The sequence below is a fragment of the Crystallibacter degradans genome, from assembly GCF_012952295.1.
GTDB lineage: Bacteria > Actinomycetota > Actinomycetes > Actinomycetales > Micrococcaceae > Crystallibacter > Crystallibacter degradans.
The window spans coordinates 251,652-268,956 of sequence record NZ_JABBCH010000001.1 but is presented as its reverse complement, the minus strand read 5'-3'; the positions used below and the strand labels follow the sequence as shown (position 1 = coordinate 268,956).

General features: G+C 64.6%; 17 protein-coding genes and 1 pseudogene. 9 read left to right on the top strand and 9 right to left on the bottom strand.

All coding sequences use genetic code 11. The annotated features are described in order from the left end of the window. The first annotated feature begins 236 nt into the window (after positions 1–236). Positions 237–905 carry a 13E12 repeat family protein gene (locus HGO92_RS01145; protein ID WP_169991104.1) on the top strand — a complete coding sequence of 223 codons (669 nt, stop codon included), beginning with the start codon at positions 237–239 and terminating at the stop codon, positions 903–905. Positions 906–1,043: 138 nt separating this feature from the next. Continuing rightward, a pseudogene (locus tag HGO92_RS01140) lies at positions 1,044–1,976 on the top strand (HNH endonuclease); the annotation flags it as partial. A gap of 62 nt (positions 1,977–2,038) precedes the next feature. Here HGO92_RS01140 and HGO92_RS01135 read toward each other — a convergent pair. The 5 genes from HGO92_RS01135 to HGO92_RS01115 form a co-directional block, all read right to left on the bottom strand. Then, positions 2,039–2,794, bottom strand: a complete 756-nt coding sequence (locus tag HGO92_RS01135) for an ABC transporter ATP-binding protein (RefSeq protein WP_169991102.1) — start codon at positions 2,792–2,794, stop codon at positions 2,039–2,041. Next, a complete protein-coding gene (locus tag HGO92_RS01130; protein WP_169991100.1) occupies positions 2,791–3,852 on the bottom strand; it encodes an ABC transporter ATP-binding protein in 1,062 nt (353 codons plus the stop codon). The genes HGO92_RS01135 and HGO92_RS01130 overlap by 4 nt, the downstream gene beginning before the upstream one ends. Continuing rightward, complete coding sequence (locus tag HGO92_RS01125) at positions 3,849–4,829, bottom strand: branched-chain amino acid ABC transporter permease (RefSeq protein WP_169991098.1); 981 nt, start codon at positions 4,827–4,829, stop codon at positions 3,849–3,851. The genes HGO92_RS01130 and HGO92_RS01125 overlap by 4 nt, the downstream gene beginning before the upstream one ends. 10 nt (positions 4,830–4,839) lie before the next feature. Next, on the bottom strand, positions 4,840–6,162 hold the full coding sequence (locus tag HGO92_RS01120; RefSeq protein ID WP_169991096.1) for a branched-chain amino acid ABC transporter permease: 1,323 nt from the start codon (positions 6,160–6,162) through the stop codon (positions 4,840–4,842). A gap of 228 nt (positions 6,163–6,390) precedes the next feature. After that, entirely contained in the window at positions 6,391–6,753 is a 363-nt protein-coding gene (locus HGO92_RS01115; RefSeq protein ID WP_169991094.1) for a GroES family chaperonin, read from the bottom strand. Between the two features lie 200 nt (positions 6,754–6,953). On the opposite strand from HGO92_RS01115, the gene HGO92_RS01110 reads away from it, so the two are divergent. Beyond that, positions 6,954–7,796 carry a Bax inhibitor-1/YccA family protein gene (locus tag HGO92_RS01110; RefSeq protein ID WP_169991092.1) on the top strand — a complete coding sequence of 281 codons (843 nt, stop codon included), beginning with the start codon at positions 6,954–6,956 and terminating at the stop codon, positions 7,794–7,796. 100 nt (positions 7,797–7,896) lie between these two features. On the opposite strand, the gene galK is transcribed toward HGO92_RS01110, so the two are convergent. Together galK and galT are read right to left on the bottom strand one after the other, a co-directional pair. Then, positions 7,897–9,099: a galactokinase gene (gene galK / locus HGO92_RS01105; protein ID WP_169991090.1), complete on the bottom strand. Its 1,203-nt coding sequence runs from the start codon at positions 9,097–9,099 to the stop codon at positions 7,897–7,899. Next, on the bottom strand, positions 9,096–10,205 hold the full coding sequence (gene galT, locus HGO92_RS01100) for a galactose-1-phosphate uridylyltransferase (RefSeq protein ID WP_169991088.1): 1,110 nt from the start codon (positions 10,203–10,205) through the stop codon (positions 9,096–9,098). The genes galK and galT overlap by 4 nt, the downstream gene beginning before the upstream one ends. 39 nt (positions 10,206–10,244) lie before the next feature. Here galT and HGO92_RS01095 point away from each other — a divergent pair, with 39 nt between their 5' ends. The 4 genes from HGO92_RS01095 to HGO92_RS01080 are packed head-to-tail and all read left to right on the top strand — an operon-like array spanning position 10,245 to position 14,452. Then, entirely contained in the window at positions 10,245–11,180 is a 936-nt protein-coding gene (locus HGO92_RS01095) for an aldose 1-epimerase family protein (RefSeq protein WP_169991086.1), read from the top strand. A 19-nt stretch (positions 11,181–11,199) separates the two neighbouring features. Beyond that, positions 11,200–12,603: an AI-2E family transporter gene (locus tag HGO92_RS01090; protein WP_169991084.1), complete on the top strand. Its 1,404-nt coding sequence runs from the start codon at positions 11,200–11,202 to the stop codon at positions 12,601–12,603. Next, positions 12,600–13,838: a threonine ammonia-lyase gene (gene ilvA / locus HGO92_RS01085; protein ID WP_169991082.1), complete on the top strand. Its 1,239-nt coding sequence runs from the start codon at positions 12,600–12,602 to the stop codon at positions 13,836–13,838. Before HGO92_RS01090 ends, ilvA begins: the two co-directional genes overlap by 4 nt. Positions 13,839–13,840: 2 nt before the next feature. After that, complete coding sequence (locus HGO92_RS01080) at positions 13,841–14,452, top strand: rhomboid family intramembrane serine protease (protein WP_169991080.1); 612 nt, start codon at positions 13,841–13,843, stop codon at positions 14,450–14,452. Positions 14,453–14,564: 112 nt separating this feature from the next. Here the strand turns inward: HGO92_RS01080 and greA are convergent, their stop codons facing one another. After that, on the bottom strand, positions 14,565–15,056 hold the full coding sequence (greA, locus tag HGO92_RS01075) for a transcription elongation factor GreA (RefSeq protein WP_169991078.1): 492 nt from the start codon (positions 15,054–15,056) through the stop codon (positions 14,565–14,567). Between the two features lie 306 nt (positions 15,057–15,362). Continuing rightward, complete coding sequence (locus tag HGO92_RS01070) at positions 15,363–15,815, bottom strand: DUF4307 domain-containing protein (protein WP_346768806.1); 453 nt, start codon at positions 15,813–15,815, stop codon at positions 15,363–15,365. 84 nt (positions 15,816–15,899) lie between these two features. Between HGO92_RS01070 and mca the strand changes: the two genes are divergently transcribed. Both mca and HGO92_RS23405 read left to right on the top strand, forming a co-directional pair. Further along, a complete protein-coding gene (gene mca, locus HGO92_RS01065; protein ID WP_440915672.1) occupies positions 15,900–16,832 on the top strand; it encodes a mycothiol conjugate amidase Mca in 933 nt (310 codons plus the stop codon). A gap of 82 nt (positions 16,833–16,914) precedes the next feature. After that, on the top strand, positions 16,915–17,304 hold the full coding sequence (locus HGO92_RS23405) for a hypothetical protein (protein ID WP_205834081.1): 390 nt from the start codon (positions 16,915–16,917) through the stop codon (positions 17,302–17,304). Position 17,305 lies beyond the last annotated feature (1 nt).

Sequence of the window (17,305 nt, the reverse complement as noted above, 5' to 3'; positions counted from 1 at the left end):
ACTCGCACTGACGCAGGAAGCCTCCGCTCTTCGCGGGGGCTTCCTCGCGTGTGGGGTACAAACGGATCTCCAACTGTGGCATCCTCACGCATGGCGGGTTTGAAGTGCCGTTCCCTTGGTCGTCTCGATCCAGGGAAGGTGGGGATTTGCCAGCAGCTCGACAAGCGTTCTTGGGTTGTACACAGTCCCGCAAGTAGTCGTTGTGCCGTCCATCACATCACAGTAGAATCGAAAGTATGTTCGATTCAATCGTTCCGGCGGAGATGGATCCGGTGAAGCCGGTTCCCGGTGATCCGGGTGCAGTGTTGGTCCGTGCCGCGATCCTGGAGCTGGCGAACATGGACCAGGACGTCTCCGAGGGCGTGCGGATCGACCGGATCACCGCACTGGAGGAACTTAAAGCCGCCGCGGCAGCCGCGCAGGCGCGGGAGACGGAGGCGTTTGTTGCTTCCCGCCGGGAAACCCGCGCTGCCGCGGGGGTCGCGGCGGAGAAGCGGGGCCGGGGCCTGGCGAAGGAGATCGGCCTGGCACGGAAGGACTCCCCGAACCGGGGCGGTAAGCACCTGGGCATGGCCACCACGCTGATCAGGGAAATGCCGCACTCGTATAAGGCGTTGGCGGAGGGCCGGCTGAACGAGTGGCGGGCGACCATCCTGGTCCGCGAAACCGCGTGCCTGAGCGTGGAAGACCGGGCCCGCGTCGATCGGGAATTGTGTGCTGATCCGAAGACGCTGCAAGGGTGCGGGGACAAACGGATCGGGGCGCTGGCGAAGCAGGCCGCGCTGCGGCTGGACCCGCTGTCGGTGGTCCGCCGGGCTGCGAAAGCCGAAACGGAACGGCATGTCTCCTGCCGTCCGGCGCCGGACACGATGGCCCAGGTGAGCTGCCTGCTGCCGGTGGTGTAGGGCGTGGCCGTCCTCGCGGCCCTGGTGAAGGAGGCCGACAGGTTGAAGGCGCAGGGCGATGAACGCGGCCGGGGCCAGCTCATGGCCGACATCCTCGTCGAGCGTGTCACCGGCCAGCCAGCGGAGAACCCCGCAAAAATCGAGGTGCAGCTGGTCATGACCGACCGCACCCTTTTCCAGGGCGACTCCGAACCGGCCCACCTGACCGGGTACGGCATCGTCCCCGCCCAGTGGGCCCGCGACCTCCTCCGCACCGACAACACCAACACCGACAACGGGAACGGGAACGCTGGCAAGGACGCCTCCGCCGCCGGTAGCCCGATGAAGGGCGCCGCTGGGAACGGCGGCACAGATCATCCTGCGGTCGGCAATCCGATAAAGGGCGCCGAGGAAGACACGATCGTTACCCATGCAACGGATGCCGGCAACGGAGACGGCGCTGCCGGCTCCGGTCCGCCAGACACAGCCGAACCAATACCGGCCAACGATGCAGGTGCCGACACCGCAGACACCGGAACCACCGGAACCACCGGAACCACCGGAACCACTGGAGCCGCCGGTTCGGAGACCGGGCCCCCAGGTTCCAAGCGAAGAGCCTCCGGCGAAGACGTAGATGTGGAAGTGTGGGTGCGCCGGCTTTACACCGCGCCGGGCACCGGACAACTGCTCGGCATGGACTCGCGGGCGCGGTTGATGCCGTCCGGAATGCAACGCATGATCCAGGCCAGGGACCAGCTCTGCCGCACGCCGTGGTGCGACGCACCGATCCGCCACCACGACCACGTCGTGCCCTGGCGCGACGCCGGGGCGACCAGCGAGATCAACGGGCAAGGGCTATGTGAAGCGTGTAACCTGGCGAAGGAAACCGAAGGCTGGCACGCCCAAAGGATCCCCGGTCCACGCCACACCGTCGAAACAACCACCCCGACCGGACACACCTACGTGTCAACCGCGCCAGCCCTGCCCGGCACGCCACCGGCGACGGAGCAGGCGGACGAGACACTGGAGCCGGTGTCAGTCTTCGAGCAGGCCCTGGGTCGCATCGACTTCATCTACCGCCCCGCAGCCTGAGCAAAGCCAGTCATTGGCAGCGCGGAAAGCGCGGTTCAGGGTACGCCCCTGAACCGCGGCAACTAAGCTGAATCGGCCAATGTCCCCAGATACAGTTGGATGACCTTGGGATCCTTCATCAATTCTCGTCCGGTTCCCGTGTACGCATCCTTGCCCTGATCCAGCACATATGCACGGTCGCAGATCTGTAGGCACCGGCGCGCATTCTGCTCGACCATGATTACGGAAACCCCGGCACGGTTGATCTCATGTACCCGGAGGAAGGTTTCGTCCTGCTTAACAGGGGAGAGCCCCGCGGATGGCTCGTCGAGGAGCAGGACCGCCGGTTCCATCATCAGAGCGCGGCCCATGGCCACCATCTGCCGCTCGCCGCCGGAGAGCGAACCCGCGCGCTGGGTGCGGCGCTTCCCGAGTTCCGGAAACAGACTCGTGACAAAGTCGAAGCGTTCCTTGAAATTCTTGGGCTGCTGGAACATGCCCATTTGCATGTTCTCTTCAATAGTCAAAGAAGCGAATACATTGTTTGTCTGAGGTACGAAGCCGACGCCCTGCGTGACAAGCTTGTTCGCTTTGAGCCCGGTCAGGTCTTTACCGCGGACGACCACGGTTCCGGAATGTACCCGTACCAGACCGAACATGGCTTTGAGCAGTGTCGACTTGCCGGCACCATTCGGGCCGATGATGCCGATCAGTTCACCGGGACGGGCCTCAATACTGCACCCATTGAGAATATTGACGCCGGGAAGGTATCCGGCGACGAGGTCTGTGACCTTGACGACAGCTTCCTCGGGTACGGCCTCGCGGCTCTGCTCACTCATCGCTGTTCCTTACTGTCTCCGGAGCCTGGTTCGCCCGGGTGGTCAGTTCCGCCGTCGAGTTCGGTGATGTGGCGCCCGATGACGCCTTCGTCCTCTGTTCCGACAACCGATTCCTGGTCGTTTGAAAGCTGTTCTTCCAGAGCCTCAATGCCTTCCGCGTCGCCCAGGTCCACGTCGTGGTGAGCTCCAAGGTAGGCATCGATTACGGCCTGGTCCTTCATGACGTCCTGTGGCGGACCTTCGGCAACGATTTTTCCTTCCGCCATAACGACTACCCAGTCGGCAATATGGCGAACCATCTGCATGTCGTGTTCCACGAACAGCACCGTCATGCCCTCGGCTTTGAGGTTCTTGACGTGGTCCAGCAGTGACTGTGTGAGAGCCGGGTTTACGCCCGCCATCGGCTCGTCAAGCATGACCAGCTTCGGACGCACCATCAGTGCCCGGGCCATCTCAAGCAGCTTACGCTGGCCGCCGGACAAGGACGCCGCGTAATCATCCTTCTTCGTATCCAGTTTGAACTTCTCCAGCAGGACGTCGGCCTGCGTGGTGATCTCCTTTTCCCGGCTGCTCCACATGCCTTTGAAGAGTGCTTTGCTCAGCCTTTCACCGGGCTGACTATCCCCGCCGAGGCGCATGTTCTCCATCACCGTAAGCTTGCCCATCACCTTGGTGAGCTGGAAGGTGCGGACCATACCCATGCGGGCAACTTTGTGGGACGGGACGCCCGCCAGCGAATGGTCATCGAACTTCCACTCGCCGCTTTGCGGCACGTCGAATCCGGTCAACAAGTTGAACAGCGTGGTTTTGCCTGCGCCGTTGGGGCCGATCAATGCGGTGATCTTGTGTCGCGGAACTTCCAAGTATTCGACGTCGACCGCCTTCAGTCCGCCGAAGGTCCGGGTCACGTTCTTGGCAATGAGGATCGGATCCCGCTTCTTGCAGCCCGGTGCGGTTTCACCGGCCGCGATGGGCCTGGTGTCGGTCATGAATTCAGAAGCCGCAGGCTCCCGCCCACTGCCCACGGGCGCCGGGACTGCGGTGTTGTTGTCGGTCATGCGAACGCCAGCTCCTTCTTATTGCCCATGACGCCTTGGGGCCGGAAGATCATCAACAGCATCAGCGCCACACCTACCAGAATGTAGCGAAGCTGGCCGGCTTGGGTAGCTGTGAGGAAGGTGATGTAACCGGAGCCGATGGCGCCATAGAGGATGCCCTGGGTCAGTGAGAGGACTACCCAGAAAATCATGGCGCCGATGACCGGGCCGAGTACGGTAGCCATGCCGCCCAGCAGCAGACAGGTCCACAGGAAGAACGTCAGTTCCGTTGCGTAGTTGGCCGGCTGTACGGCGCCGCGCGGCAGCGTGAAGATCATGCCTGCCAGCGAACCGAAGATGCCGCCGATGATGAGGGCCTGCATTTTGTAGGAATACACGTTCTTGCCCAGAGAGCGGACGGCGTTTTCGTCCTCGCGGATGCCCTTGAGCACGCGTCCCCAGGGGCTGCGCATCAGCAGCCAGACGATCACGCAGCAGATGGCCACCACACCCCAGCCTACGATCCGGATCCACAGGTCCCGCTCGTTGAAGTCCACCAAGCCGAGGTCGTACTGGCCCGGAGGGATGGGGTTCATAGCAAAGAATCCGCCTTCGAAGGCCGCTAGGCCATTGGCGGAACCGGTGATAGCGGTGAGCGAGTTGGTGGTGACGATGTAACGGAGGATTTCTGCCGCCGCGATGGTCACAATGGCCAGGTAGTCAGCGCGCAGCCGCAGGGTGGGAATGCCGAGCAGGAGGGCGAAGAGGACAGAAGCGATGAGGGCGATCAACAGCCCGACGACGAATGGCACGTCCCATAGGATCGTGGGGATGGCGAAGCCGTAGGCGCCGACCGCCATGAAGCCGGCCTGGCCGAAGTTGAGTAGCCCCGAGTAGCCGAAGTGTACGGCGAGGCCGAGAGCCGCAAGGGCGTACGCCGCCGTCGTCGGGCTGATGATTTCGCCGAACGCGTTGGCGAGAATGTTGAGAAAGTCCATATCGAAGCTCCTATCCCACTCGCTCTTTACGGCCCAGAATGCCCTGGGGCCTAAACAGGAGTACGACGATCATGATCAAGAGGGCGCCAACGTACTTCAGGTCGGCTTCCAGCCATAGGGTGGACAGCTCAACGAACAGGCCCACGAGCACGGAACCCAGCAGGGCGCCGAAAATGGTACCGAGACCGCCGAGAACGACGCCGGCGAAGATCAGCAAGAGGATCTGCTGCCCCATATTGAACGTCACGCCCGGACGGTAGTAGGCCCAGAGGATGCCGCCGAGGGCCGCCAGCACGCCGCCAGCGGTCCAGACAATCCGGATGACGCGGTCCACATCGATTCCCGATGCCGCTGCGAGAGCCGGGTTGTCGGAAACGGCCCGCGTGGCCTTGCCCAACCGGGTCTTGAGCAGCAGCAGACCGATGGCAACGATGACGATGGCGCTGACCACCAGTGACGTCAGGGTGTTGCGGCTGATGGAAATGGAGCCGAATTCGAGAATGGGGCTGTTGGCACCGGGCAGCTGCTGGGTGGCGCCGCCAAAGAAGAACTGGATGACGTAGCGGCTGGCGAGGGCGAGACCGATGCTGACGATCATCATCGGGATCAGGCCCGAACCACGGCGCCGGAGCGGGTTCCATAGCCACGCATCCTGGGTGTAGCCGAAGATAGCTCCGCCGACGATCGCCAGGGCTATCGCGAGCCAGACAGGGAGCCCGGCGGCGTTGAAGCCGAACACCAGGACGGCTCCGAGGGTCACCATCTCTCCGTGCGCGAAGTTCGTCAGGCCGGTGGTTCCGAAGATCAAGTTCAGGCCGACGGCGGCGAGGGCCAGGAGCAGCCCGAAGCTCAAGCCCGCGATCAGACGTTCAATAAGCTGTTCCCCGAAGCTGGCGCCCTGGATGACAATGCCTTCGCCGAGCGGGAAGATCGCTGCCGCGTTGGAGGTGTTGGTGAAGGTTACTTCGCGCGGATTAGGCGTTCCTTCCGCAAGCTCCACGCCCTCGGGAAAGGTAGATACATCCACTTCCACTTGGTAGGTGCCCCGCTGCGGAACCCCGATGGACCAGGAACCGTTTTCTCCGGTGACGGTTTCCCCCGTGAATCCTTCACCAGTGGCGGTTATTCTCACGCCAGGCACGGGGCCTTCGGCATTGCGCAGGACACCGCTGATCGTGTCCCGGAACTGTTCGGCCGGGGCACTCGTCGTTGAGTCCGGCGCCGGCGCGGGCGCAGTAGTAGCAGCCAGCGAGGGCGAAGCGATGAACAGCATTGCCGCCGTCATCGCCAGAATTGCGAGTAACTTCCCCCAGGGCCGAGCGAGCTTCGGCATAGTTCTCAAAATACAAACCTCCACAGTGTGGGGTGGCCCGACGTTTTGGCGGCAGGCAGCTGACGTCGCCTGTGATCTCTATCACGGACGTGTCGTTTATGTTACTCGGGGAATGCGTTCAGCATGTTGCGAAATGCTTGCTTTTCATCGCAATCGGATAACACTTGTGCAGGTTCGGTGAAACGAAGCCGCGTTTAGCGCGCGAGGGAGGCAGGCAGGTGCCTCAAGTCAGAGGTAAAGACCGGTGCTCTTGTCCTGCGCTTCCGGCTCGGCCACTGCATGGATGTCACGCTCGCGCAGCAGCACGTAGTCCGTGGCGTTTACTTCCACCTCGGCTCGGTCTTCCGGATCGAAGAGCACCTTGTCGCCGATGCTGACCTGGCGCACATGGGGGCCGGCAGCGACGACGGCGGCCCAGGCCAGCCGCTTACCCATCGCGGCGGTGGCCGGGATAACGATTCCGGAGGAAGAACGCCGCTCGCTGCTGTCCTTGTCCAGCGCCACGAGAATGCGGTCATGAAGCATCCGCAGGGGCAGCTTGGGGGCGGCACTGCGGCTGGAAGAGGAATCGGAGCGCGGGTTCACCCCCATATTCTAGCCATGCTGCCTGCCTGCACAGGCCGCAACTGATGGTAAGCCACCGCAGGTCTGCGGCCACTTGAACGCCGGTTCGGCATGCGGAAGTAGGCGATCCGGACATTATTCACGGAACGGGATAAATTTCGAGCCTTCAAGCGTTGTCATTGGTAGGGTTTATTCAGCTCGTACCCCCTAGATGGAGGACAACAACAATGGCCATGGGTGGAAATCCGGTCTTCAATAATCCAAATGCGTTCCGCAGCCAGCCGCAGCGCTCGGCGAACGCCGGCGCAGGCATGCTCGCGGGCCAGTCCCAAATGTCCAGCCAGCAGCTCAATGAGCTGTACAACCAGCCCTCGGCCGGTCCCGCACAGACCGGGCGGATGACCTACGACGACGTCATCATGAAGACCATGGCCTGCCTGGCCTTGGTCCTCGCAGGTGCCGCCGTCGGTTGGATGATCCCGGCCCTGATGATTCCGGGCATGCTCGTCGGCCTGGTGCTCGGCCTGGTCAACGCCTTCAAGAAGGAGCCGTCCAAGGGCCTCATCCTGGCTTACGCCGGAGCCGAAGGCCTCTTTGTCGGCGGCCTGTCCATGGTGCTCGACAGAATGTACCCCGGCGTCGCACCCCAGGCCGTGCTCGGCACCGTCTGCGTCTTCGCCGTGACCCTGCTCCTCTTCAAGAGCGGCAAGGTGCGCGCGACGCCGAAGGCGATGAAGTTCTTCATGATCGCCATCATCGGCTACGCGGTGTTCTCGCTGGTCAACCTGGGCCTGCAGATGTTCGGCGTGATGGACACCCCGTGGGGCGTCCGCGGCATTGAAATCAACATCATGGGCATTGGCATTCCCCTCGGCGTGATCATCGGCCTGTTCGCCATCGGCCTGGCCGCGTTCTCCCTGATCATGGACTTCACCTCCATTGAGCAGGGCGTCCGCGCCGGTGTGGACCGCAAGTACTCCTGGACGGCCGCGTTCGGCCTGACGGTGACGCTGATCTGGCTGTACGTGGAGATCCTGCGCCTGCTCGCGATCCTTCGCGGCACTGAGTAGCAGCACCTTCCATAGTTTGAGCGCAGCGGGTCCCGGCAGCCATGCCGGGGCCCGCTGTGTTTGGCGTGCTGTATCTATCGGGCACATCGGCACGTGGCGTTCAGGCCAACCGCCGGGCGCCGTCGGCCGGGGCAACCGGAAAGACATCGGGCTGCTTGAGTCCGGCCAGTCGGAAAGAATTGACGACGGCGGTGCCCACCTTTTCTGCCGCTTCTTCCGGCACCAGCGCGATGGCCGAACCGCCGAATCCGCCTCCCGTCATCCGGGCGCCCAACGCGCCGTGCTGCAGTGCGGTGTCCATCGCGAGGTCCAATTCCGCGCAAGACACCTCGTAGTCATCTCGCAAGGAGACATGGCTGGCCGTTAGGAGGTCGCCGATGCTCGCGGTGCCGGATACCGGGCCGGCTGTAGGCGCTGATGCAAGCCCCGCTGCATCGCCTTTGGACGTCAACACGTGTGCTGTCTGCTGCACGCGCTGGTTCTCCGTGACGACGTGCCGCACGCGGCGGAAGGTTGTTTCGTCCAACCGGCCCCGTGCCTCCGAAAGCATTCCTTCCTCCACATCCCGCAGGGAGTCCACGCCCAGGGCGTCGACCGCCCGGGCACAGTCGGCACGGCGTGCCGAGTATCCGCCGCTGGCGTGCGAGTGCGAGACCTTTGTGTCGATCACCAGCAGTTGCAGCCCCGCTTCGTGCAGCGGCAGGGGGACCGGCTGCGTAGCCAGGCTGCGGCAATCAAGGAGCAGGGCATGGTCGCCGCGGCCCAGGAGGGAAGCGGTCTGGTCGAGAATGCCGGTTGGTGCGCCGGCCATCTCGTTCTCCGCCTGACGGCAGATCTGGACCAGCTCCGGCAGGTCGAAGCCGGCTCCCAGCAGATCGTTGAGGGCAACGGCCACGGAGCATTCCAGCGCCGCCGACGACGAGAGCCCGGCCCCGATGGGAACGTCGGACCCGAGCTGCAGCTCCAGGCCGGGAATTTCCACGCCACGCTGGGCGAAGGCCCAGACGACCCCGAGCGGGTAGGTCGCCCAGCCGGTCACGGCGCCCGGTGAGATGTCAGCGGCAGCCAGCGTCACGTCGTCGTACGCAGGATCCAGGGCGGTGGCGCGGACGGTCGAATCAGTACGCAGGGAAACCGCGGCGATCGTGGAGCGGTCGATGGCCAGCGGAAGGGCGAAGCCAAGGTTGTAGTCGGTGTGCTCGCCGATGAGATTGACACGGCCCGGGGCGGCCCAGATGCCGTCGGGGGCGTGGCCGAAGCGTTGGGTGAAGGCGTCGGCAGCGGCGGTGGTGCGGCGGATCATGCCGTGTCCGCCGCCCGGAGCCGCGCGGCGGTGTCCTCGGGCGCGGTGTCGTTGATGAAGGCGCCCATGGCGGCTTCCGAGCCGGCCAGGTACTTGAGCTTGTCCTCGGCCCGGCGCGGGGAGGTCAGCTGCAGATGGAGATGGCCGGAGGGGCGGAACTCTTCGGCGACGGGTGCCTGGTGCCACGCGGCGATATAGGGAGTGGGGGAGTCATAGAGATTGTCCAGCCGGCGCAGCAGTTGCGGGTAAAGCTCGGCGAGTTCGTCCCGTTCCTCTCCAGTCAGAGCGGTGAGGTCGGGGACCTGGCGGTGCGGAACCAGGTGTATTTCCAACGGCCAGCGCGCGGCGAACGGAACATAAGCACTGAAGTGCCGGCCCTCGACGATCATGCGCTCGCCGTCGGTCCGCTCGGCCGCCAGCACCGAACTGGTCAGAGTTTCCAAGCCGCCGGAGCGCAGGTAATGCCGCCGGGCCAGCTTCGCCATGCCAGCGGTCCGCGGCGTGATGAACGGATAAGCGTAGATCTGGCCGTGCGGGTGATGCAGCGTCACGCCGATCTCGGCTCCGCGGTTTTCGAAGCAGAAAACCTGCTGCACCCCGGCCATCGCGGACAGGGCCTCGGTACGTTGCGCCCAGGCATCCACCACCGTGCGGACCCGCTCGAACGGGAGCGAGCCGAAGGAACCGACGTGGTCCTCGGTAAAAGAGATGACTTCGCAGCGTCCGTATGCCGGGGCGCTGGCGGCAGGGGCGCCGTCGGGGGCGGGCAAGGTGCCGAGCTGCGGGCCGAAGGATGGGAAACGGTTCTCGAAGACCGCGACTTCATAGCCGGAGGGAATTTCCGTCTGCCGTGCGCCGTCGGAGGGGCACAGCGGGCATTCGTCCGCCGGCGGCAGGTGCGTGCGGTTCTGCCGGTGCGCAGCCACGGCCACCCATTCTCCGGTCAGGACGTCATACCGCACCTGGCCGGTATCTCCGCCGCGCGGATCCAGCTGCCGGCGGTCCACAGAGGAGGTGCCGCGGCGCCGTTTTGCTGCGTCGGGGGCGCTGTCAAAGTAGATCAGTTCCCGCCCGTCGGCGAGCCGCGTGGAAGTCATGGTTGTCATGGCGGCTCCTGAGGATGCATTCTCCGGTACGTTTTAGCTATGAGCCACCCTACCTTTGCCACCGGTGAACAGTTTGAGATTGTCCGCGGAGACTCACGCGCCGTCATCACGGAACTCGCAGCCTGCCTGCGGTTGTTCGAGAAGAACTCCGTGCAACTGACGGAGACCTTCGGCGACGACCAGATTCCGCCGGGGGCAGTGGGGATTCTGTTGGCGCCGTGGCCCAACCGGGTGGACAAAGCGGTCTGGACGCTCAACGGCCAGGAACAGCGGCTGGACATCACGGAGCTCAAGCGCGGCCACGCCACCCACGGGCTGCTGCGGAACACCGGCTACCGCAAGGTGGAACACACCGAATCCGCCGTTTCGCTGCAGGCCGGGATCTTCCCGCAGCACGGCTATCCGTTCCACCTCACCCACCGCGTGCGCTACGAACTGGATAACGACGGCGATCTGAAGGTCACGCAGTCACTGGTCAACCATTCGGCGGAGGCCGCGCCCGTTGCCCTCGGCGCGCATCCCTACCTGCGGCTCGGCAGTGAAGACACGTCGGGCCTGACGCTGACGGTCCCCGGCGAGACGTACCTGGTCACGGATGAGACGCTGATTCCCCGGGACAAAGCGCCCGCCGCAGAAGGTGTGGACCTGCGCGCCGGGCGAGAGGTGGGCTCGCTGGACATGGACCGTGCCTACACCGATCTGGTTCCGGCTGCCAGCGGCCGGGTGGAGAGCACCTTGAGCGCCTCGGATGGCAGATCCGTGACTTTATGGCAGGACGAAACATTCCCCTACACGCATGTGTTCGTGACAGACAAGTACCCGGGGCAGGCGCAGGCGGTGGCCATTGAACCGATGACGGCGCCTGCGAATGCGTTCAACTCCGGCGATGGCCTCATCTGGCTGAAGCCCGGCAATGAATTCGGCGGCAGCTGGGGCATCAGCGCCAAGGTCAGTCCGACGAATGTCCGGGCGTGAATATGAAACTATTGACACTATGACCCGGCCCTTCCCCGAGAACCGTCCACCGGCCGCCGGCCCGCGCGCCGGAACCGGTGGTGCTCACCATGTCCGCGAGGACGTTCCGTACGCCCTGCGGATCAGTGCGGCCTGGGCCTGGCGGCTCGGCTTGATCATTGTGGTGATCGGGGTCCTGATCTGGCTGCTCAGCTACATTTCGCTGATCATCATCCCGCTCATGATCGCCGCCCTGCTGGCGGGCTTGCTCCAGCCCGTGGTCCGCTTCCTCCACAAGGCCAAGGTGCCTGGCGGCCTGGCCGTCGCCATCACGATCCTGGGCTTCCTGGGCCTGATGGGCGGGGCCTTGTCTTTGGTGGGGCGCCAGCTGTTCTTCGGCTTCCGCGAGCTGTGGGACCAGGCACTGGAGGGCGTGCGGCAAATCCAGGGCTGGCTGACCGATGGTCCCTTGGCACTGACCTCGGCCCAGCTGAACGACTACATAAACGAACTGCTGGACCAGCTGCAGAACAACAGCAGCGCCATCCTCTCGAGTGCCCTGTCTGTCGGCTCCACCGCCGGCCACCTCGTGACCGGCCTGCTGCTGGCGATTTTCGCGCTGATCTTCTTCCTGCTCGACGGCGAGCGGATCTGGGTGTTCGTCGTCGGGCTGCTGCCTAAGCGGGCCCGCGCGGCAAGCAACGGTGCCGGCCGCAAGGGCTGGCATTCGCTCGTCCAGTACATCCGTGTCCAGGTGTTCGTGGCGTTTGTGGACGCCGTCGGCATTGGTGCCGGCGCGGCGATCATCGGCGTCCCGCTGGCGCTGCCACTGAGTGTGCTGGTGTTCATCGGCTCCTTCATCCCGATTGTCGGTGCCCTGGTCACCGGCTTCGTGGCGGTGCTGCTGGCCCTGGTAGCCAACGGGTGGGTCAACGCCCTGATCATGCTGGCCATCGTGCTGGGCGTCCAGCAGCTGGAAAGCCACGTCCTCCAGCCGGTGATCATGGGCAAGGCGGTATCCCTGCATCCGCTGGCCGTGGTGATTGCCGTGGCCGGCGGCACCATGGTGGCCGGAATTCCCGGTGCGCTCTTCGCCGTTCCGCTGCTGGCCATCGTCAACACAGTAGTGAAGTACATCGCGGCCCGGGACTGGGAACATGACAGCGCGCTCGTCGGGCAAGGGCCCAGTGAACCGTTGGCCGAGCCGCCAGGCACGAAAGGTGCACGTGGGGCCGGAGGTTCTTCGCCGGACAACGATGACGGGTCCGGGGACGCGGCAAAGAACGACGCCGACGTCGCCCTAAAACAGGGCGACGCTGTGAAACCCGATGCCAGGGACGGGACTGCGGAGGGCGCCGCCGTCGAGAATACGAAGCCCGAAAAGACTGAAGTTGGGGAACCGGGCGGTAATGCCCCCGAGGATAGGAACGAACTGCGAAAATGATGGATCTGAAAGCACTTCCCGTTACCGTTGACGACATCATGGATGCCGCCGAATTGCTCGACGGCGTGATCGAGCTGACCCCGGTCGAACAGTCCCGCGCGCTGGGCCGGATGACCGGGTCCGATGTCTACTTCAAGTGTGAGAACCTGCAGCGCGCGGGCTCGTTCAAGGTCCGCGGCGCCTACGTGCGCATGGCCCGCCTGAACGAAGAGGAGCGGGCGCGCGGCGTGGTTGCGGCATCCGCGGGAAACCACGCCCAGGGCGTCGCCGTCGCTGCGGCCAGACTGGGCATCAAAGCCCGGATCTTCATGCCCATGGGCGTCGCCCTGCCCAAGCTGGCAGCAACCCGCGGCCACGGCGCGGAAGTTGTCCTGCACGGCCACAACGTTGACGAAGCCCTGGCCGAGGCACAGCGCTACGCTGATGAAACCGGCTCCGTCTTCGTCCACCCCTTCGACAACACGGACATCATCGCCGGGCAGGGGACCGTCGGCCTGGAGGTGCTGGATCAGATCCCCAACGTGGACACCGTGGTCATGGGTGTCGGCGGCGGCGGACTGCTGGCCGGGGTGGCGACGGCGATCAAGGCCCGCGCCAAGGAGCTGGGCCGCGAGATCAGGGTCATCGGTGTGCAGGCTGAAAACGCTGCCGCCTACCCGCCGTCGTTGGCCGCTGACGCACTGGTGCCGCTGCAGAAAGTCTCCACCATGGCGGACGGCATTGCCGTGGGCCGGCCCGGACAGGTGCCGTTTTCCATCATCCGCGAGCTGGTCGACGACGTCGTTACGGTCAGCGAGGATGCCCTCGCGAGGGCGCTGATCTTCCTGATCGAGCGGTCCAAGCTGGTGGTGGAACCGGCCGGCGCCGTGGGCGTGGCCGCGCTGATGGAAGGGGTCATCGAGAATCCCGGCACCACGGCGGTCATCCTTTCCGGCGGCAACATCGATCCGATGCTGATGCTGAAGGTAATCCAGCGCGGTCTGTACGCCTCCGGGCGGTTCATGTCCGTGCGCATCATGCTGGACGACCGGCCCGGTTCACTGGCCCAGATCTCGCGCATCATCGCCGAGTCGGACGCGAACGTCACCCGCGTGGACCACACCCGCATCGGCGGGTCCATCAGCATGGGCGACGTGGCCATCACCATCGACATCGAGACCAAGGGCCACGAGCACTGCAAGCAGGTGCTGGGAAATCTGCGCGCGGAGGGCTTCCAGCCCGTCGTTGTGCATTAGCCATGGCTGACTCTTCAGGCCAGGCGCCCCGGACCCAAGCGTCACGGGCGCGGCGGGGACTGGTGGTGCTCGGGGTTCTCACTGCCGTGCTGTGGGGCGTTCAGATAGTCAACGTGTCCACCGGCCGCGAGCTCAATTTTCTGCTGGGAAACATCCCGCGGACGCTCTACGGGCTGGACGGCATCATCTTTTCGCCGCTGTTGCACGCGGACTTCAGTCACCTGCTCAGCAACAATCTGCCCTTGGTGGTGCTGGGGTTCCTGGTGTTCCTGGAGGGCGTGCGCCGGTTTGTCGCAGTCCTCGCGTCCAGCTGGCTGGTATCCGGCGTCGGCGTCTGGCTCACCGGCGCGGGCCTGACTGTGGGCTCTTCGGGACTGGTCTTCGGCTTCCTGACGTACCTGCTGGTGCGCGGGTTCTACAACCGCAGCTGGAAGCAGATTCTGCTGGCCGTGGTGATCTTCATGTTCTACGGCTCGGTCCTGTGGGGCGTCTTGCCGACGCCGGGGTCCGGCATTTCGTGGCAGGCCCACCTCTTCGGGGCGGTTGGGGGAGTGCTGGCGGCCGTCCTGCTGCGCAAGGATTCCCGGCGCCGGAACCGGCGCGTGGGCAGTTAAAGCCAACTGCCGCCGTCGTTATTTTGGCGCCGTCGGCAAAGAGCTGCTGACACAAATGGCGGGCTCCCGGTGGGGAACCCGCCATTCGAATCCGGTCTGGCCGGATGCTGCTTTAGCCCTTGTACGGCTTGGCGGAGATGATTTCCACCGTGATTTCTTTGCCGTTCGGGGCCGTGTAAGTGGTCTTGTCGCCTGCTTTGAGGCCCTGGATTGCGGCGCCGAGGGCTGACCGCTCGCTGTAGACGTCGATGGCGGCGTCGCCGGCAACTTCGCGGCTGCCAAGCAGGAAGGTTTCCTTGTCGCCGGCGACTTTGGCTTCAACAACCATGCCCGGTTCGACAACGCCGTCATCGGCAGGTGCTTCCCCCACGTGCGCGTTGCGAAGCAGCTCGGTCAGCTGCCGGATGCGTGCCTCCGCTTTGCCCTGTTCCTCTTTGGCTGCATGGTAACCGCCGTTTTCCTTGAGGTCTCCCTCGGAACGGGCCTGCTCAATACGGGCAACAATCTCCGTCCGGCCGGGGCCGGAGAGATGATCCAGTTCAGCCTTCAGGCGGTCGTAGGACTCCTGGGTGAGCCAGGCGACGGATGCGCTGGATGTAGACACGTACTTCTCCTTAGTTACTGCCGGTTTTCAAAGCTGAGACTCCGGCACGGTTACTTATTGCAGAAACGGCCGCCTGGTGGCAGCCGCTTCCATGCAAAGACCCCGCCATACTGGTGACTCGTCTAGCGAATTTCCTTAGTCACCTGATGGGCGGGGTGGAATGTATTTGAATAAGTCTAGTCAATCACAGAAGCAAATCCCAATAACCGAGACCGAGCTGCAACATTTGCTTCGGATTTTGACACCCGCTTCGGCAGGGGCACCACGCGCATCACGGGAAGGACCGCCGGGCCGGCTTCGGCCGGGTCAATCAACAATCCAGCAGCTGTCGACGCCGCCGGTAGTCGCGGGGGATTCCGTCCGGAGTTCTACGCGGTGTGCCGTGGTGCGGCCGCTGGCTGCTCCCTCGTCCTCGGCGTTGGGGCCGATGGTGACAACCTTCCAGCCGACGATCGCGTAGTTTTCGCTCAAGGCCTGGACCGCGCACTGCGCCGTGGCGTCCGCATCCTTCATGACCTGGAAGTCCACCGCTACTGTTCCGTCGTCGCTAAGATTGAATCCGACGTCGGTGCTTGAGACGTCCTCGGAGCCCTGGATGGAGAAGGACATCCAGCCAGCGATGACGACGGCGACAGCCAGCGCGGCGATGGCCATCCACTTTTTGGCTTTCCCGCTGAGCCCGCGCTTTGGGGTGCCGTAGCGATTGGCTACGCTTAAGCCGGACGAAGTGTCCGTGGGAGTGGGTCCGGTGGTGCTCACACCACCACTTTATCGTGTCCCGGGAACGCCCCGGTCCCTTCAGAATTCAGTCCTAGTCCGTCCGTAGATCACCAGGAGTCTTTCGTGAGCATCCCCGCACAGCCCGGCGTGGCACCCAAGGGAAGCAGTTCCGGGGGCCGGCTTCGCCTGCTCGCGGTCCATGCGCACCCCGACGATGAGTCGAGCAAGGGTGCGGCGACGATGGCCAGTTACGCTGCGGCCGGCGTCGACGTTATGGTCGTCACCTGCACCGGCGGTGAGCGGGGCGACATCCTGAACGCGGAGGTGGCCGCGGTTCCGCACGCCCTGCGCGACCTGCCCGGCCTGCGCCGGCTGGAAATGGCCGACGCCGCCAAGGAGCTTGGCGTTGCGCACCGCTGGCTTGGTTTCGTCGACTCGGGCCTGCCGCAGGGCGACCCGCTGCCGCCGCTGCCCTTCGGCAGCTTTGCCACGCTGCCGCTGGAGCGCGCCGCGGCGCCGCTGGTCCGCCTGGTCCGCGAGTTCCAGCCGCACGTGATCATCAGCTACGACGAGAACGGCGGCTACCCGCACCCGGACCACATTATGGCGCACAAGGTTGCGGTGGAGGCCTACAACGCCGCCGGCGACGCCGAGAGCTACCCCCATGCCGGCGAACCCTGGACGCCGCTGAAGCTCTACTTCGACCGCGCCTTCAACCCCGAGCGGTTCCGCGCCCTGCACTTCGCCCTCGAAGAGGCCGGCCTGCAGTCGCCGTATGCCGCGCGTATTGCGGCCTGGCAGGAGGCTGATGCCGAGGGGCACCAGCCGCCGATGCCGGTCCACCGGACCACCACGCAGATCGACTGCGGGGACTTCTTCGAGCACCGCGACCGCGCCCTGCTGGCCCACCGCACGCAGATCGAGCCCGACGGTTTCTTCTTCGCCGTATCGCCGGATATGCAGCGCAAGGTCTGGCCGTGGGAGGACTACACGCTGGTTGACGCCCGGGTGGAAACCTCGGTGCCGGAAACGGACTTCTTCGCTGGCATACGATAGAGACAGCACCACCTGATTTTCCGGGCACCTTGTGCCTATTCCGGGCGATTTGTCCCGGGTTCTGCCAGAAAGAGACTGACTTTTGCACCTGTTGCACGTATTTGCCGCCGCAGCCCCGAACGACGAGCCCTCGCTGCGTCCGGGCCTTGACCCCGACCAGGTCACGCCCGGCGCCTGGGGCTTCTTCGCCACCTTCTTCCTGGCTGCAGCCATCATCCTGCTGATTTGGGACATGGCCCGGCGGATCCGTCGCGTGCGCTACCGCCAGCAGGTTGAGGAAGCCGCCGTGCTCGAGGCAGCAGAGCGGAAGGCAGCAGACCAGAATGACGACGGCGAAGGCCGGCCGGGCGGCTCCGCTGCGGACACGGGGCGCGAGTTCCGGCTGCAGGACGGGCTCGATGAAAAGATCACCGGCGGCAAGCGCGCGGATGAATCCCGCGGGGACAAGTCCGGCCCGGATCGCGTGGGGTAGC

Bases quoted from the DNA above. Each gene is read 5' to 3' on its own strand.
- HGO92_RS01145 (WP_169991104.1), top strand. From the start codon at position 237: ATGTTCGATTCAATCGTTCCGGCGGAGATGGATCCGGTGAAGCCGGTT.
- HGO92_RS01135 (WP_169991102.1), bottom strand. From the start codon at position 2,794: ATGAGTGAGCAGAGCCGCGAGGCCGTACCCGAGGAAGCTGTCGTCAAG.
- HGO92_RS01130 (WP_169991100.1), bottom strand. From the start codon at position 3,852: ATGACCGACAACAACACCGCAGTCCCGGCGCCCGTGGGCAGTGGGCGG.
- HGO92_RS01125 (WP_169991098.1), bottom strand. From the start codon at position 4,829: ATGGACTTTCTCAACATTCTCGCCAACGCGTTCGGCGAAATCATCAGC.
- HGO92_RS01120 (WP_169991096.1), bottom strand. From the start codon at position 6,162: ATGCCGAAGCTCGCTCGGCCCTGGGGGAAGTTACTCGCAATTCTGGCG.
- HGO92_RS01115 (WP_169991094.1), bottom strand. From the start codon at position 6,753: ATGGGGGTGAACCCGCGCTCCGATTCCTCTTCCAGCCGCAGTGCCGCC.
- HGO92_RS01110 (WP_169991092.1), top strand. From the start codon at position 6,954: ATGGCCATGGGTGGAAATCCGGTCTTCAATAATCCAAATGCGTTCCGC.
- galK (WP_169991090.1), bottom strand. From the start codon at position 9,099: ATGATCCGCCGCACCACCGCCGCTGCCGACGCCTTCACCCAACGCTTC.
- galT (WP_169991088.1), bottom strand. From the start codon at position 10,205: ATGACAACCATGACTTCCACGCGGCTCGCCGACGGGCGGGAACTGATC.
- HGO92_RS01095 (WP_169991086.1), top strand. From the start codon at position 10,245: ATGAGCCACCCTACCTTTGCCACCGGTGAACAGTTTGAGATTGTCCGC.
- HGO92_RS01090 (WP_169991084.1), top strand. From the start codon at position 11,200: ATGACCCGGCCCTTCCCCGAGAACCGTCCACCGGCCGCCGGCCCGCGC.
- ilvA (WP_169991082.1), top strand. From the start codon at position 12,600: ATGATGGATCTGAAAGCACTTCCCGTTACCGTTGACGACATCATGGAT.
- HGO92_RS01080 (WP_169991080.1), top strand. From the start codon at position 13,841: ATGGCTGACTCTTCAGGCCAGGCGCCCCGGACCCAAGCGTCACGGGCG.